The following is a 14,787-nucleotide window of genomic DNA, read 5'->3' as shown; positions in this document are numbered from 1 at the left end:
TGCCGCTCGGGGCGAACACTTCCGTCATGCCAGCGCTCCTTTGCAACCTGTGGGGCGTCTGGGAAAAAGCCTAGGCGACCGTTTGGAAGCGGCTTCGCGCGGCGGAGCCTGGAACAATAGTGTGCACAACTAACTGACTCGCCCTCGGAAGGATCTGGCGATGCCGCGTACCGACAACGATTCCTGGGACATCACCCAAAGCGTGGGAGCCACCGCGCTGGGCGTCGCCGCGGCGCGGGCCGCCGAGACCGAGAGTGCCGACCCGCTCATCAACGACCCGTTCGCCCGCGTGTTCGTGGACGCGGCTGGCGAAGGCATGTGGAGCATCTACGCCGATCCCAAGCTGTTGGCCAAGGCCGTTGAACTGGAGCCGGACGTGCGCTCGCGGATCCAGCTGATGATCGACTTCATGGCCACGCGGACAGCGTTTTTCGACGAGTTCTTCCTGGGCGCGGCTGACTCCGGCGTGCGGCAGGTGGTGATCTTGGCCGCCGGCCTGGACGCCCGCACCTGGCGGCTACCCTGGCCCGACGGCACGGTCGTCTACGAGCTGGACCAGCCTAAGGTCCTCGAATTCAAGTCCAACACGCTGCACGAGCACGGCGCCGAGCCGAAGGCGCGGCTGATCAACGTGCCGATCGATCTGCGCCAGGACTGGCCGAAGGCGCTGCAGGAGGCGGGCTTTGACCCGTCGAAGCCGGCGGCGTGGTCGGCCGAGGGCCTGGTGCGGTACCTGCCGGCGCAGGCACAGGACATGTTGTTCGAGCGGATCCATTCGCTCAGCGCGGACGGCAGTTGGGTGGCCTCGAACGTGCCGGCCGCCGGGTTCACCGATCCCGAGATCGTGCGGCGCCAGCGGGAGGATATGCAGCGCATGCGGGCCGCGGCCGCCAAGCTGGTCGACTCCGAGATCACCGATTTCGACGACCTCTGGTACGCCGAAGAGCGCACCCCGGTCGACGGGTGGCTGCGCGAGCACGGTTGGGAGGTCACCACCGCGACGTTCGCCGAGTTGATGGCCCGCTATGGTCGCAGCATTCCGGAGGATGCCGAGGCCACGATGCCGCCGACTCTCTACGTTTCCGCGCAGCGGCGCGGCTAGGGTGTAAACGCCCCTCGACAGCTGAATCGCCCACGCCCGCAAAGCCGCTACGCTCGCCGGTGTGGCTGATCGACCCGCGCGAGTGAGCGATGTGCACGAGATCGCCGGATCGATGCCGCATGTCCAGCGCCTGGAGGGGCCGAAGGGCAATGCCATCTATCAGGTGGGCGGCAAGTCGTTCGTGTTCTTCCGGACGCCGCAGCCCGACGCGACCGATCCGGACACCGGCGAGCGCTATGCCGACGTGATCATGCTCTGGGTGGAGTCGGAGAGCGACAAGTTGGCGCTGACCCAGGATCCCGATTCACCGTTCTTCACCACCGAACATTTCGACGGCCATCCGTCAGTGCTGGTGCGCGCCAGCCGACTGGCTGAAATCACCAGGACGGAACTCGCCGAGTTGATCCAAGATGCGTGGCTGTCCCGGGCATCGAGGAGGCGGGCCGCCGCGTGGCTCGCCGACCGCACCTAAGCCCGGCTTCGCTGGGGCAGTGCCCAATTCACCGCTGGCAAATGTTTAGACACAAGTCGAATGGGTAACTATCGTCCACGAGAAATTTTTCTCGACCACATTGGAGGTCACCATGCGTGGCAGCGGAATTATCAGTTCGATCGCTTTGGTGTGGTTGGTAATCGGGGTCATTGCGGCGTGGCAACGTGATTACTTCAAAAATGACAACACAACATGCGCCTCGGCGGGCACCGTTGCGGTGACTGTCATCGCTGGACCACTGAACTACTTTGGCGTCAACCCGAAAGTCACGGATTGTCATTTGCCGCAGCCGAGTTCAATGCCAGCAATTAGTCTCTAACGCTCACTAAAAGGAGTCGACATGGTCATCCTCGGGATTGTCCTGCTCGTATTGGGGTATGTCTTGCACGTACCGATCCTCACCACTCTTGGCGTGGTGCTACTCGTTATCGGCGCCGTGTTGTGGATCTTGGGCTCCGTTGGCCGCCCGGTCGCCGGCCGGCGCTATTGGTATTAGCCACCTCGCCGGGAAAACGGGATCGCGCGACTGCTCGGCAGTCGCGCGATCCGTTTCACAGGGCACGCAAAGCTAGGCCATAGCGGCGGCTCAGCGCGGTGCGCATACTGGAACGTGTGACTCAGCCCCGAGCCTCCGTCGAGCGGGTCGTCATGTGTCGAGCCGATGGCAATCCGATCAATGTGTTGGTCGTGGACGACGAGTCGGTCCTGGCCGAGATGGTGGCCATGGCGCTGCGCTACGAGGGCTGGAACATCGCGACGGCCAGCGACGGGGCGTCGGCCATCGCCACCGCCCGGGCCCAGCGTCCGGACGTCGTCGTCCTCGATGTGATGCTTCCCGATATGAGCGGGCTCGACGTCCTGCACAAGTTGCGCGAGGAGAACCCCCAGCTGCCGGTGCTGCTGTTGACGGCCAAGGATGCCGTGGAGGATCGCATCGCGGGGTTGACGGCCGGCGGCGATGACTATGTCACCAAACCGTTCAGCATCGAAGAGGTGGTGCTGCGCCTGCGGGCCCTGCTGCGGCGCACCGGGGTGACGACGCTGGACAGCGGCGCGCAACTCGTCGTCGGCGATCTGGTCCTGGATGAGGACAGTCACGAGGTCACCCGCGGCGGCGAGCCGATCTCGTTGACCTCCACCGAGTTCGAGTTGTTGCGGTTCATGATGCGCAACTCCAAGCGGGTGCTGAGCAAGGCCCAAATCCTCGACCGGGTGTGGAGCTACGACTTCGGCGGCCGGTCCAACATCGTCGAGCTCTACATCTCTTATCTGCGTAAGAAGATCGACAGCGGCCGCGACCCCATGATCCACACGCTGCGTGGCGCGGGTTATGTCCTCAAGCCGGCGCGCTAGGAGCGATCGCGAGCGCGGCGAAGCCGGGCGCTGCGGGTCGCGACCGTTGGCCGGGAGCGATCGCGAGCGCGGCGAAGCCGGGCGCTGCGGGTCGCGACCGTTGGCCGGGAGCGATCGCGAGCGCGGCGAAGCCGGGCGCTGCGGGTCGCGACCGTTGGCCAGCGCGCGGCGGGCCTGGTCGCTGCGGCTGCGGCTGTTGGTCGGGCAGATCGTCGTGTTGGCCATCGTGTGCGTCGGCATCACCGCGGTGACCGAGCTGGCGCTCAATCACCATCTGGTGAAGCAACTCGACGGGCAACTCGCCGGCACCTCCTTCCGCTCGGCGCTGATGTACCCCGAGCCGAACCGCCCGCGGCGCGAGCACTCGTACTATCCCCGGCCCGGCCCGGGCCCGCGGTTCCTGGACGCCCCCGGTCAGCCGGCGGGCATGGTGGCCGCGGTGGTCAACCATGGCAAAACCGTCGACGCCGGATACCTGACCAGCAGCGGCACCCGGGCCGCGCTGACCCCGGCCGCCCAGGCGCAGCTGGAGCAGATCGCGGGCAGCCGGGCGCCGGTCACCCTGGACCTGGACGGGCTCGGCCGGTATCGGGTGGTGGCCGCCCCGAGCCGCAACGGCGGCGACACCATCGTCACAGGCCTCTCGATGGCCAACGTCGACGCCACCCTGATCAGGATGCTGGTCATTTTCGCGATCGTCACCGCGGTCGCGCTGGCCGCCGCGACGATCGCCGGGGTCATCATCATCCGGCGCGCGCTGGCGCCGCTGCGCCGCGTCGCGCAGACCGCCAGCAGGGTGGCCGACCTACCGCTGGATCGCGGTGAGGTCGAGCTGCCGCTCCGGGTGCGCGAATCCGACGCGAACCCCTCCACCGAGGTGGGCCAGCTGGGCTCGGCTCTTAACCGGATGCTCGACCACATCGCGGCCGCGCTGTCGGCCCGGCAGGCCAGTGAGACCCGCGTGCGCCAGTTCGTCGCCGACGCCAGTCACGAACTGCGCACGCCCCTTGCCGCGATCCGCGGTTACACCGAACTCACCCAGCGCATGGGCGACGACCGGGAAGCGGTGGCGCACGCGATGAGCCGGGTGGCCTCGGAGACTGAACGGATGACGCGCCTGGTGGAGGACCTGCTGCTGCTGGCCCGGCTGGACTCCGGCCGGCCGCTGGAGCGCGAACCGGTCGATCTGTCGCGGGTGGCCGTCGACGCCGTCAACGACGCGCATGTCGCCGGGCCGGACCACCAGTGGGAACTCGACCTGCCCGAGGAACCCGTGATCGTCACGGGCGACGCGGCCCGTCTGCACCAGGTGCTGGCCAACCTGCTCGCCAACGCCCGCCTGCACACCGGCGCGGGCACAGTGGTGACCACACGGTTGAGCACCGAGCCGGCCCACACCGTGCTGCAGGTCATCGACAACGGCCCCGGGATCCCGGCGCCGCTTCAATCCGAAGTGTTCGAGCGATTCGCCCGCGGCGACACCTCACGGTCCCGCAAGGGCGGCAGCACCGGGCTGGGGCTGGCGATCGTGTCCGCGGTGGTCAAGGCGCACAACGGCACGATCACCGTGGACAGCTCACCCGGCCATACCGACTTCACGGTGCGGTTGCCACTCAACGGGTGGCAACCGCCCGCGCGCACGTCTTAACTCATCGACTCAGGAGCAAGTCGCGTCGATTTCGAATGGCTTGTTCACCGGCTGCATCGGGTTGGCCATGTCGATGCCGGTGGCCGTACCGGTGACCTTGTAGGTGTTGCCGTCCTTGGACACCGACGCGTTGCCCTGACCGCCCTGCGCGTACTGCAGGGTCACACCGTTGACGTTGCCGAGTTGGACCGCCTTCACGGTGAGCGGGTTGGCGTCGGCGAGCACGACGCTGATGCCGGTGGTGTTGCCACCGACCGCGATCGAGATGTCACCGCCGGCCTTGGTGCAAATTGTGGTGCCTTGGACGTTCTGGTCTTTGCCGTCGATGATGACCTTCGTCGAGTTGTTGCCGCCGGCCGACACCGAGCCTCCCGGCACTGACGTCGAAACGCCACCCGACTTGTTGCCCGAACATCCCGATAGTGCGGCGGCCAGAATTGCCGCTCCTGTCGCCGCAACAGTCAGTCCACGCTTCACCTGTTCTCCTTCACCCGATCGTTGCGGCCCTCGTCGTTGAGGGCCGTCAAGGCAGTATGCGTGTTTGCCGGGCGGTGTAGGCCAAGATTGATCAAAAATTCTCCGGCCGTTGGGGGCCGCATCGGTGGCAATGTATTGCCGGTGCAACGCAAACCCCCCACCGAAGCCATCGAGGCGGCGCATCGCGCACACGCGCTGCCATTCGACGACGACACGGACTTTCACAACGCCGATCGCGGATTCATCGCCGCCCTGTCCCCGTGCGTCATCAAGGCCGCCGACGGCCGCGTGGTGTGGGACAACGACGCGTATGCCTTCCTCGGCGGTCCCGCGCCGACATCAGTGCACCCCAGCCTGTGGCGACAGTCGACGCTGGCCGCCAAACAGGGCCTTTACGAAGTGGTTCCGGGGATTTACCAGGTTCGTGGCCTCGACATCTCCAACGTCACGTTCGTCGAGACCGACACCGGGATCATCGTCATCGACCCGCTGGTGTCCACGGAGGTCGCTGCGGCCGCGCTGGGGCTGTATCGCACCCACCGCGGGGGCGACCGGCCCGTCGTCGCAGTGATCTACACCCACAGCCACGTCGACCACTTCGGTGGCGTGCTCGGCGTCACCTCGCAGGCGGACGTTGACGCCGGCGCCGTGGCCGTGTTGGCGCCGGACGGCTTCGTCGAGCATGCGGTCCAGGAAAACGTGTACGCCGGCCCGGCCATGACGCGGCGGGCGACGTACATGTACGGCAGCATGCTGCCCCGCGGACCCCACGACCAAGTGGGCTGCGGCCTGGGTCAGGCCCCGTCGACCGGTGAGGTGGCGATCATCGTGCCGACCGTCGACATCCGCGAGACCGGTGAGAAGCACACCATCGACGGGGTCGAGATCGAATTCCAGATGGCGCCCGGCACCGAGGCGCCCGCCGAGATGCACTTCTACTTCCCACAGTTTCGCGCGTTGTGCATGGCCGAGAACGCCACCCACAATCTGCACAACCTGCTGACCCTGCGCGGCGCCCTGGTGCGCGACCCGCACGCGTGGGCCGGCTACCTCACCGAGGCGATCGACACCTTCGCCGACCGCGCCGACGTGGTGTTCGCCTCCCACCACTGGCCGACCTGGGGACGGGAGAACATCGTCGGCTTCCTGTCGCTGCAGCGCGACATGTACGCCTACCTGCACGACCAGACGCTGCGATTGCTCAACCAGGGCTACACCGGGATCGAGATCGCGGAGATGTTCCGGATGCCGCCGGCGCTCGAGCGTGCGTGGCACACCCACGGCTACTACGGGTCGGTCAGCCACAACGTGAAGGCCGTCTATCAGCGCTACATGGGCTGGTTCGACGGCAACCCCGCGCGGTTATGGCCGCATCCCCCGGAAGCCCTCGCGCCGCGCTACGTCGAGGCGATGGGCGGGATCGACCGTGTCGTCGGGCTGGCCCAAGAGGCCTTTGACTCGGGTGATTTCCGTTGGGCCGCAACGCTGCTGGATCACGCCATCTTCACCGACAGCGCGCACGGGGGCGCCCGCACCCTGTACGCGGACACGCTCGAGCAGCTGGCCTATGGGGCCGAGAACGCGACGTGGCGCAATTTCTTCCTCAGTGGCGCAACGGAATTGCGTGGCGGGAACTTCGGCACCGCCGCGCAGGTCGCCTCGCCGACCATGCTCTCCCAGCTGACGCCCGAGCAGATCTTCGACAGCCTCGCCAGCCGGGTCGACGGCCCGCGCAGCTGGGATCTCGACCTCGCCATCGACATCGCCTTCGCCGATCTCGCCGCCAACTACCGGCTCACCCTGCGCAACGGGGTGCTGGTCTACCGGAAGGTGGCGGCCGAGCCGGCGACGGCATCGGTCACGGTCCAGCTGGACAGCAAGTCTCGGCTCCTCTCCGCTGCGCTGGGGGACTTCTCCTCGCCCGGTTTGCAGATATCCGGCAACCAGGCGGCGCTGCAGGCCCTCCTCGGTGTGCTCGATCAGCCCGACCCGGGCTTCGACATCGTCACGCCGTGACGCGAGATTGCCGCGAGGGTTGTCGTCGGGCGGGATTCGCCGACCGTGGCGGCAATCTCGGCGCCAATGTCAGATGTCGATGACGACCTTGCCCAACACCTTTCGGTCGGCCACATGCCGCAGCGCCGCCGCCGTTTCGGCCAGCGGGAACCGGGCGCCGATGTACGGCCGGATCGTGCCGGCGGCGAACATCTCCGAGAGCTCCCGCAGGTCGCGGGCGGAGTCGTCGGGGTGGTCGGTCGCGAAGGTCCGGATCTCCATGCCGCGCACGCAGATGTCCTTGAGCAGAACGAGGTTGAGCGGAATCGCCGGGATGGTTCCCGCGGCGTAGCCCAGGGTGACGAAGGTGCCGCCGCGTGCCAGCCCGCGCAGCGCGGGTTCCGCGTACGGCCCGCCGACGGGGTCGAGGACCGTCCGGGCGCTGTCGCCGGTCAACTCGCGGATGCGCGACTTGAGGTCCTCCCGGTCGTAGTCGACGGTCGCCTCGGCGCCGCGTTGTCGGCACAACTCGAGCTTCTCGGGGCTGGACGCCGCTGCCAGCACCCGCGCCTTCATGGCGACGGCCAGGTCGACCGCGGCCAGCCCGACGCCGCCCGCGGCGCCCAGCACGACGACCCAATCCCCTTCCGTCACTGCGGCCGTCGAGCGCAGCGCGTGGTAGGCGGTGCGGTACGTCACCCCGAAGGCGGCGGCCGACCCGAAGTCGACGTCGTCGGGCATCGGCACCGCCTGGCTCGCGTCCAGCAGCGCCTGCTCGGCGAACGCCCCGAAGGTGGTGCCGGACACCCGCTGTCCCGGCTCGAATCGCGCGCCCGGACCGACGGCGATCACCTCGCCGGCGACCTCGTTGCCCGGGATGAACGGTGGCGGAATCTTGACCTGGTACTTGCCGGCGATGAACAGGACATCGGGAAAGTTGACCGCCGCGGCGTGCACCCGCACCAGCAGCTGCCCGGGTCCGGGCACGGGCTCGTCGACGTCCTCGAGAACCAGATCTTCCGGAGTGCCGTAGGAACGACAGACGACGGCGCGCATCAAACCCCCAGACCGCGCAGACAGAACTCCACCAGGTGGGCGATGTCCGCCGACCCGGGCCGGTCGGCAGATCCCAGGTAGCGGCGCATCGTCGCGGCGGTGCAGCTGAACACGGCCTCGACATCGCGCTCGACATCCGTGCTGCCCAGCGCGGCAACGGGTTCGACGAGGAGATCCCGCAACGGCCGCATCATCTCCTGATCCGCCGCGCGCCAATGCGCGCCGGCCGACATCTGGCCGGCGGCCGCCCGGCTCATGCTGATCAGGTGCGGGTCGGCCACCTGCGCGAGCGTGCCCTCGATCCAGCGGGCGACCTGGTCGCGGGGCTCGCGCTCCTTGGCCATCTGGTGCTCGAGGTAGGACACGACGATGGCGACTCCGCGCTCCATGACGGCCAGGATGAGGTCGTCCTTGCCGGCGAAATAGCGGTAGAACGCCTTGTTCGACGAGCCGGCCTCGGCGACGATGTCGCTCACCCGCGGCGGTTCGGGCGCAACCCGTTCCATGACGCGGACGGCGGCGGCCAGGATCCGCTCCACCTCTTCGGTCGCCTCCCGCTGGCGCTCGTCGAGCGCCCGTTCGACGGCCGCCGTCACCCGGCTGCTCATGGCGAATCGGGCAGCGCCGGAACCCGATCGATCAGGTCGCCGTACTTGGTGCGCGCGGCCTCCCGGCGGATGGCAAGCAGTTCGCTCGGCCACTCGGCATCCTCGGCCTCGTATCCCTTGAGTAGCAGCCGGGCCAGGTTGACCTTGTGGGCTTCGGTCGGTCCGTCGGCCAGGCCCAGTGCCACGCCGGCGAGCAGCACGTTGACCAGCGGCAGTTGATCGGTGGTGCCGAGTGCGCCGTGCACTTGGATCGCGCGCAAACCGATGGACTTGAGCACCTGGGAGGCCAGGATCTTGCAGGCGCCGATCTCTGCGCGGGCCGCATGCTCCCCGGCGGTGTCGATGAGCCATGCCGCGTGCAGCACCGCGAGCCGGAACGGCATCAGCTCGGTGTACGAGTCGGCGATGAACGCCTGCACCAGTTGCTTATCTGCCAGCGAACTGCCTTGTGTGAAGCGGCTTTTCGCGCGCCGGGCCATCATATCCACCGCCCGTTGGGCCACCCCGATCGAGCGCATCGCGTGATGCAGCCGCCCCCCGGCCAGCCGGGTCTGCAGGATCATGAACCCCTGGCCGGGTTCGCCCAGCATCGCGTCCGCCGGCACTCGGACGCCCTCGTAATGGACCAGCGAGTGCCCGGGCTCGTGCGGCAGCGCGCCGACCAGGTGATGGGTGGCTTCGATGGTGAGGCCTTCGGTATCGGCGGGCACCAGGAACGTCGAGGCGCCGCGATGGACCGGCACGTCCGGGTCGGTGATCGCGACGACGATGAAGAAGGAGGCGACGGAGGCGTTGGAGGAGAAGTACTTTCGCCCGGTGATCACCCAGTCGTCACCGTCGCGGAACGCGCGCGTCCGGAAGACGCGCGGATCGGCTCCGCCCTGGGGCTCGGTCATCGAGAAGCACGAGAAGATCTCGCCGGACAACAGCCCCGCCAGGTAGCGGTCCTTTTGCTCCTGGGTGCCGAAGCGGGCGATGATCTCGGCGTTGCCGGTGTCGGGCGCCTGCGTGCCGAACACGATCGGCGCCCATGGGCTGCGGCCCAGGATCTCGTTGATCAAGGTCAGCTTCACCGCGCCGAATCCCTGCCCGCCCAGCTCGGGGCCCAAATGAGGTGCCCACAGGCCGCGGTCGCGGACCTGCTGCTTGAGCGGATCGACGATGCGGCGGCGCTCGTCGTTGAGCGGCAGGAACTCGCAACCGGGGAACAGCACCTCGAGGGGCTCCACCTCTTGGTGGACGAACTCGCGGACCCAGTCGATTTTCTCCTGAAATTCCGGTTCGGTGGAAAAATCCCAAGACATTCGAATCTCCTACTCTTTCATCGGCGGTGATCCGTCAAGCGGCGCCGACCCGTCGCGTTAGGGAATTCCACCGTCGGCGCGCACGATGGAGCCGGTGGTGAAGCTGGCGGCGTCCGACGCCAGAAACAGTGCAGCGCCGATGATTTCGGCGGGGTCACCGGCGCGCTGCAGCGCCAGGTGTGCGAACGGCTTGCCGGGGGCCGCGTCGAGGTTCCACGCCTTGCTCACGTCGGTGAGGAACGGTCCGGCCATCAGCGTGTTGACCCGCACCGACGGCCCGAACGCTTTCGCCAGCGCCTCGGTCATGGCGTTGAGCCCGGCCTTGGCGGCGGCGTAGGGGATGATGTCGGGCGTCGGGCGCAATGAGCCGGCTGTGCTCACGTTGATGATCGATCCCCGGCCGGCCGCCACCATCCGCTCGCCCACCAGGGCCGCCAACCGGAACGGGCCCTTGAGATTCAGGCTGAGCACCGCGTCGAACAGTTTCTCCGTGACGTCGGTCAGCTTGTCGTACAGCGGTGACATGCCGGCGTTGTTGATCAGGACATCGACCTTGCCGAATCGGTCGTAGGTAGCCTCGACCAATCCGTCGAGCTGGTCCCAGCGACCGACGTGCACCTGATACGGGAGGGCCGAGCGGCCGGTTTCGGCCTCGATTTGCGTGGCCGTGGCCACGCAGTTGTCCATGTTGCGGCTGGCGATCACCACATCGGCGCCGCAGCGGGCCGCCGCGAAGGCCATCTCGCGACCCAGCCCGCGGCTGCCGCCGGTGACCAGCACGACCTGGTCGGTGAGATCGAAAAGCCGGTCGGCGTAACCCATTTCAGCGCCCACCGGGAGGCAGTGACCGCGCGAGTTCGGCCGCCGTGGCGATCAGCTGCGGGATCATCGCCCCGAAGGCGTCTTGGATCTTGGGGTCGGCCCCTCCTTTTCCGGCCCCCATGCGTACCCCGCTTGCGTAGGTCTTTTCCAGCACGATGCCGAGTTTCCAGTTGGCCAGCACCAGGTAGTAGTCGATGTTTTCCGTGGACAGCCCGCTGATCGCCTCGTAGTGCGCCAGCAACTCGCTACGGCTGGGCATGCCCGCCATGTCCAGATAGAACCCGTCGGCGCGCGGCTCTTCGCCGTCGTAGCTCAGCAGGCACCACGCCAGGTCCAGCAGCGGGTCGCCGACCGTCGTCATCTCCCAGTCGACGATCGCGGCCAGTCGCGCCGGCGCCCCGTGCGCGAACATCACGTTGGCGAACTGGTAATCGCCGTGCATGATGCCCGGCCGGTAGTGCGCGGGCCGGTTGCTTCGCAGCCAGTCGGCGGCCTCGTCGAGGCCCGGGAGGTCGCGCACCTTGTAGGCGTCGAGGAAGGTCAGCCAGCGGTCGACCTGTCGCTCGTGGAATCCGTCCGGCCGGCCGAAGCCGTCGAGGCCCTGGGCTCGCCAGTCCACCCGGCCCAGTTTGGCCGCACCCTCGACGAGCTCAAACGCCAGCCCGCGCCGAGTCGTCAGGTCGGTGTCGAACGGCGGCGGCCACCCGCCGTCCATCGGGCTCCACCCGTCGATGGCCTGCATGACGTAGAACGGCATGCCCAGCACGGAGCCGGTGTCGTCGGCGGCGATCAGCGCCGCATGCGGGACGTCGGTCCCCGAGAGCGCCCCAACCAAGCGGATCTCGCGCAGCAAGCCATCGATGCGCGCTGCGTCGGCGCGGGCGCCGGGCATCCGCAACACCATCCGCTCGCCACCGCGCTCGAGCAGGTACAGCGTGTTCTGCGAACCGCCCTTGAGCTGCTCCAACCGGGGTTCTTCACCGTTCCCCGGGGCGCCGTTCGCATCCAGCCAGCGCGCAAGCACGCCTGGGTCCAGCCCGGACCGATCCATCGTCGTCATCGGCACGCCCCGCTCTCTGCGCGGAGAATAGCATTCTCCGGTCCGCGCGCCGGCCTTTCGGCTCAGTCCGGTTTGTGAGCGGTGAGCAGAAATCCGGGGGCCAGGAAGTGCCCTTCGTCGTCGCGATCCAGGTGTGCCAACGGGCCGTCGGAGGACTCGGGCGCGTTGCCGTAGACCTGCGCCGGGCGCAGGTCATCGACCCGCCACAGCGTCGAGACGGCGTCACGCAATTCGTCCTCGGCAAAGCCGCGCGGCGCGCCCCCATGGGCGTCGCCCAGCGCGCCCGCGGCGAAGGCCAGGATGTACAGCGCCGCCCCCGGGGCGGCCGCCCGGAAGATGGACCGCAGGTAATCCTGGCGCTTCTCCGGCCGCAGCGCGTGCATCAGCCCGCTGTCCAGGATGGTGGAGAAGCGACCGTCATAGCCGCGGAAGTTCGTGACGTCGGCCTGCGCGAAGGTCGCCGTCGTCAGCCCGCGTTCCGCGGCCGCCACCGAAGCGGCCTCGATCGCGGTGGCGCTGGTGTCCAGCCCGACGACGGTGTAGCCGCGCTCGGCCAGGGCCAGCGACAGGGCGGCGTGGCCGCAGCCGGCGTCCAGCACGTCGCTGCGAATCGTGCCTTCGGCGATCAGCGCCGCAAGCTCGGGTTGCGGCCCGCCGATGCTCCACGGCGGCGGTGTTTCCTGCCGGTACGCGGCGTCCCAATCCATACTCGGCTCGCTCATTAGTCCTCCTCGGTATCCGCCTTCCCTCACCCCCCATTTTGCGGCGGCGGGGATGGATGCTTTGAATGAAAACGTCGCGCCGAACCACAGACGGGAACACACACATGCAATTGCTTCTGGTCCGGCATGCGCTGCCGCTGCGCAGCGAACACGGCGAGGGCTCCGACCCGGACCTGTCGGACGAGGGATTGGCGCAGATCGAGCGACTGCCCAAGGCGCTGGACAGGTTTCCCATTTCTCGCGTGGTGAGCAGCCCGCAGCGCCGCGCCATCCAGACCGCCGAGCCGGTCGCGGCGGCGCGCGAGCTGACCGTCGAGATCGACGATCGATTCGCCGAATACGACCGCGACCTTCCGCTGTACATCCCCGTCGAGCAGATCAGGGAGGAGATGCCCGAGGAGTGGGCGCGCCTGGCGCAGGGGCACCTGCCCAGCGCGGTCGACGAGGACGCGTTCCTCGCCCGGGTGCGCGCGGCGGTCGACGACCTCGTCGCCTCGGTCGACCCCGAGGCCACCGTCGCGGTGTTCAGCCATGGCGGGGTGATCAACGTGCTGCTGCACCAGATCCTGGGCACCTCCCGGCTGTTGTCGTTCCCCGTCGACTACGCGTCGGTCACCCGGCTGCTGTTCTCGCGATCCGGTCAGGCGACGGTCGCGGGGGTCAACGGCGTCGAGCACGTGTGGGACCTGCTGCCGCGAAATCAGAGGTGGTAAACAAGTCCGGTGACTTCAGCTGACCAACTCGAGGGGCTCGACCTGGCCTCGCTGGACTCCTACCTGCGTTCGCTGGGCGTCGGACGTGACGGGGAATTGCGCGCGGATTTCATCTCCGGTGGCCGCTCGAATCTGACGTTCCGCGTCTACGACGACGCGACCAGCTGGCTGGTGCGGCGCCCGCCGCTGCACGGGCTGACTCCGTCGGCGCATGACATGGCCCGCGAGTACCGGGTCGTCGCGGCGCTGCGGGACACGCCGGTTCCGGTGGCGCGCGCAATCGCGCTGTGCCAGGACGAGTCGGTGCTGGGGGCGCCCTTCCAAATCGTCGAATTCGTCGCCGGCCAGGTGGTGCGCCGCCGCGCCCAGCTGGAAGCGTTGAGCCACACCGTGATCGAGGGCTGCGTCGACTCGCTGATCCGGGTCCTCGTCGACCTGCACTCCGTCGACCCCGCGGCCGTGGGCTTGGCCGACTTCGGCAAGCCCGACGGCTACCTGGAGCGTCAGGTGCGGCGGTGGGGTTCGCAATGGGCACTGGTGCGGCTGCCCGACGACCGCCGCGACGCCGACGTCGAGCGCCTGCATTCCGGTCTGCAGGACGCCATCCCGCAGCAGAGCCGGACGTCGATCGTGCACGGCGACTACCGGATCGACAACACGATCCTGGACGCCGACGACCCGACGAAGGTGCGTGCCGTCGTCGACTGGGAGCTGTCCACCCTCGGGGACCCGCTCTCCGACGCGGCCCTGATGTGCGTGTACCGCGACCCCGCGCTCGACCTGATCGTCAACGCGCAGGCCGCCTGGACGTCACCCCTGCTGCCGACGGCCGACGAGCTGGCCGATCGCTATTCGCTGGTCGCCGGTCTGCCGCTGGCGCATTGGGAGTTCTACATGGCGCTGGCCTACTTCAAGCTCGCCATCATCGCCGCCGGGATCGACTTCCGCAGGCGGATGTCGGATCAGGCGCGCGGGGTGGACTCCGACAACATGCCGGAGGTCGTCGCGCCGCTGATTTCGCGGGGGCTGGCGGAGCTGGCCAAGCTCCCCGGTTAGCCCCCTATCGCGACGCGGCGGCGTGGTGCTTCTTGGCGGCCCGGCGCAGCTGCAGGATGCGCGCGGTGCCGACGGCCACGGTGATCAGGCCGCCGACCACGGCGGCGAGCAAAATCGCCACCCCCAGCGGCAGGCTCCAATGCCAGCCCAAGAACTGGAACGGCGTCGACGTCGTGTTCTGGGTGATGAAGATCAGCAAAAGGATCAGGATCAGGAACCCGGCGATCAGGGACGACCACAGCGCGCCGGCGCGGGTGAACCCGATGGCCGGTTCCTTGGGTGCCGCGGGGGACGTGGGCGCCGCGGCGGGCTTGACGGGCGGCTGGCTGGGCGAGGCAGGGTCAGGGCTGCTCATAAGGCCATCTTTGTCCGATCCGG

The 14,787-nt window shown here is 68.2% G+C and carries 17 protein-coding genes; 9 read left to right on the top strand and 8 right to left on the bottom strand.

The annotated features are described in order from the left end of the window. The first annotated feature begins 160 nt into the window (after window positions 1-160). From BRW65_RS12325 to BRW65_RS12300, 6 genes are all read left to right on the top strand, one after another. Complete coding sequence (locus BRW65_RS12325; protein ID WP_073874915.1) at window positions 161-1,102, top strand: class I SAM-dependent methyltransferase; 942 nt, start codon at window positions 161-163, stop codon at window positions 1,100-1,102. 61 nt (window positions 1,103-1,163) lie between these two features. Then, window positions 1,164-1,574, top strand: coding sequence for an MmcQ/YjbR family DNA-binding protein (locus BRW65_RS12320; protein WP_073874913.1), 411 nt, complete (start codon window positions 1,164-1,166; stop codon window positions 1,572-1,574). 100 nt (window positions 1,575-1,674) lie between these two features. After that, window positions 1,675-1,914 carry a hypothetical protein gene (locus BRW65_RS12315; protein WP_073874911.1) on the top strand — a complete coding sequence of 80 codons (240 nt, stop codon included), beginning with the start codon at window positions 1,675-1,677 and terminating at the stop codon, window positions 1,912-1,914. Between the two features lie 21 nt (window positions 1,915-1,935). Continuing rightward, window positions 1,936-2,091, top strand: a complete 156-nt coding sequence (locus BRW65_RS31275; RefSeq protein WP_139273044.1) for a DUF6131 family protein — start codon at window positions 1,936-1,938, stop codon at window positions 2,089-2,091. Window positions 2,092-2,243: 152 nt separating this feature from the next. After that, window positions 2,244-2,948 carry a response regulator transcription factor gene (locus tag BRW65_RS12310; RefSeq protein WP_073874910.1) on the top strand — a complete coding sequence of 235 codons (705 nt, stop codon included), beginning with the start codon at window positions 2,244-2,246 and terminating at the stop codon, window positions 2,946-2,948. A 154-nt stretch (window positions 2,949-3,102) separates the two neighbouring features. Further along, complete coding sequence (locus BRW65_RS12300) at window positions 3,103-4,596, top strand: sensor histidine kinase (protein ID WP_208611802.1); 1,494 nt, start codon at window positions 3,103-3,105, stop codon at window positions 4,594-4,596. 9 nt (window positions 4,597-4,605) lie between these two features. Here the strand turns inward: BRW65_RS12300 and BRW65_RS12295 are convergent, their stop codons facing one another. After that, window positions 4,606-5,073 (bottom strand): lipoprotein LpqH, encoded by a 468-nt coding sequence (locus tag BRW65_RS12295; RefSeq protein ID WP_073874908.1) that lies wholly within the window; start codon window positions 5,071-5,073, stop codon window positions 4,606-4,608. A 135-nt stretch (window positions 5,074-5,208) separates the two neighbouring features. Here BRW65_RS12295 and BRW65_RS12290 point away from each other — a divergent pair, with 135 nt between their 5' ends. Next, window positions 5,209-7,089, top strand: coding sequence for an alkyl/aryl-sulfatase (locus tag BRW65_RS12290; RefSeq protein ID WP_073874906.1), 1,881 nt, complete (start codon window positions 5,209-5,211; stop codon window positions 7,087-7,089). A 69-nt stretch (window positions 7,090-7,158) separates the two neighbouring features. Here the strand turns inward: BRW65_RS12290 and BRW65_RS12285 are convergent, their stop codons facing one another. The 6 genes from BRW65_RS12285 to BRW65_RS12260 all read right to left on the bottom strand — a co-directional run bounded on the left by BRW65_RS12285 (window position 7,159) and on the right by BRW65_RS12260 (window position 12,640). Next, window positions 7,159-8,124 carry an NADPH:quinone oxidoreductase family protein gene (locus BRW65_RS12285; protein ID WP_073874904.1) on the bottom strand — a complete coding sequence of 322 codons (966 nt, stop codon included), beginning with the start codon at window positions 8,122-8,124 and terminating at the stop codon, window positions 7,159-7,161. After that, entirely contained in the window at window positions 8,124-8,732 is a 609-nt protein-coding gene (locus BRW65_RS12280) for a TetR/AcrR family transcriptional regulator (protein ID WP_073874902.1), read from the bottom strand. Before BRW65_RS12280 ends, BRW65_RS12285 begins: the two co-directional genes overlap by 1 nt. Beyond that, window positions 8,729-10,036 (bottom strand): acyl-CoA dehydrogenase family protein, encoded by a 1,308-nt coding sequence (locus BRW65_RS12275; protein WP_073874900.1) that lies wholly within the window; start codon window positions 10,034-10,036, stop codon window positions 8,729-8,731. The genes BRW65_RS12280 and BRW65_RS12275 overlap by 4 nt, the downstream gene beginning before the upstream one ends. Window positions 10,037-10,093: 57 nt before the next feature. Next, on the bottom strand, window positions 10,094-10,858 hold the full coding sequence (locus BRW65_RS12270) for an SDR family NAD(P)-dependent oxidoreductase (RefSeq protein WP_073875079.1): 765 nt from the start codon (window positions 10,856-10,858) through the stop codon (window positions 10,094-10,096). A 1-nt stretch (window position 10,859) separates the two neighbouring features. Beyond that, window positions 10,860-11,918 carry a phosphotransferase family protein gene (locus BRW65_RS12265; protein WP_073874898.1) on the bottom strand — a complete coding sequence of 353 codons (1,059 nt, stop codon included), beginning with the start codon at window positions 11,916-11,918 and terminating at the stop codon, window positions 10,860-10,862. Window positions 11,919-11,980: 62 nt separating this feature from the next. Further along, window positions 11,981-12,640 carry a class I SAM-dependent methyltransferase gene (locus BRW65_RS12260; RefSeq protein WP_073874896.1) on the bottom strand — a complete coding sequence of 220 codons (660 nt, stop codon included), beginning with the start codon at window positions 12,638-12,640 and terminating at the stop codon, window positions 11,981-11,983. Between the two features lie 104 nt (window positions 12,641-12,744). On the opposite strand from BRW65_RS12260, the gene BRW65_RS12255 reads away from it, so the two are divergent. Together BRW65_RS12255 and BRW65_RS12250 are read left to right on the top strand one after the other, a co-directional pair. Continuing rightward, window positions 12,745-13,353: a histidine phosphatase family protein gene (locus BRW65_RS12255; protein WP_073874894.1), complete on the top strand. Its 609-nt coding sequence runs from the start codon at window positions 12,745-12,747 to the stop codon at window positions 13,351-13,353. 9 nt (window positions 13,354-13,362) lie between these two features. Next, complete coding sequence (locus tag BRW65_RS12250; RefSeq protein WP_073874892.1) at window positions 13,363-14,409, top strand: phosphotransferase family protein; 1,047 nt, start codon at window positions 13,363-13,365, stop codon at window positions 14,407-14,409. Between the two features lie 4 nt (window positions 14,410-14,413). Here BRW65_RS12250 and BRW65_RS12245 read toward each other — a convergent pair whose 3' ends face one another. Next, window positions 14,414-14,764: a LapA family protein gene (locus tag BRW65_RS12245; RefSeq protein ID WP_073874890.1), complete on the bottom strand. Its 351-nt coding sequence runs from the start codon at window positions 14,762-14,764 to the stop codon at window positions 14,414-14,416. Window positions 14,765-14,787: the final 23 nt, after the last annotated feature.

The sequence above is a fragment of the Mycobacterium paraffinicum genome, from assembly GCF_001907675.1.
GTDB lineage: Bacteria > Actinomycetota > Actinomycetes > Mycobacteriales > Mycobacteriaceae > Mycobacterium > Mycobacterium paraffinicum_A.
The sequence above is the reverse complement of the archived record's forward strand: the minus strand, read 5'-3'. Positions and strand labels throughout refer to the sequence as shown.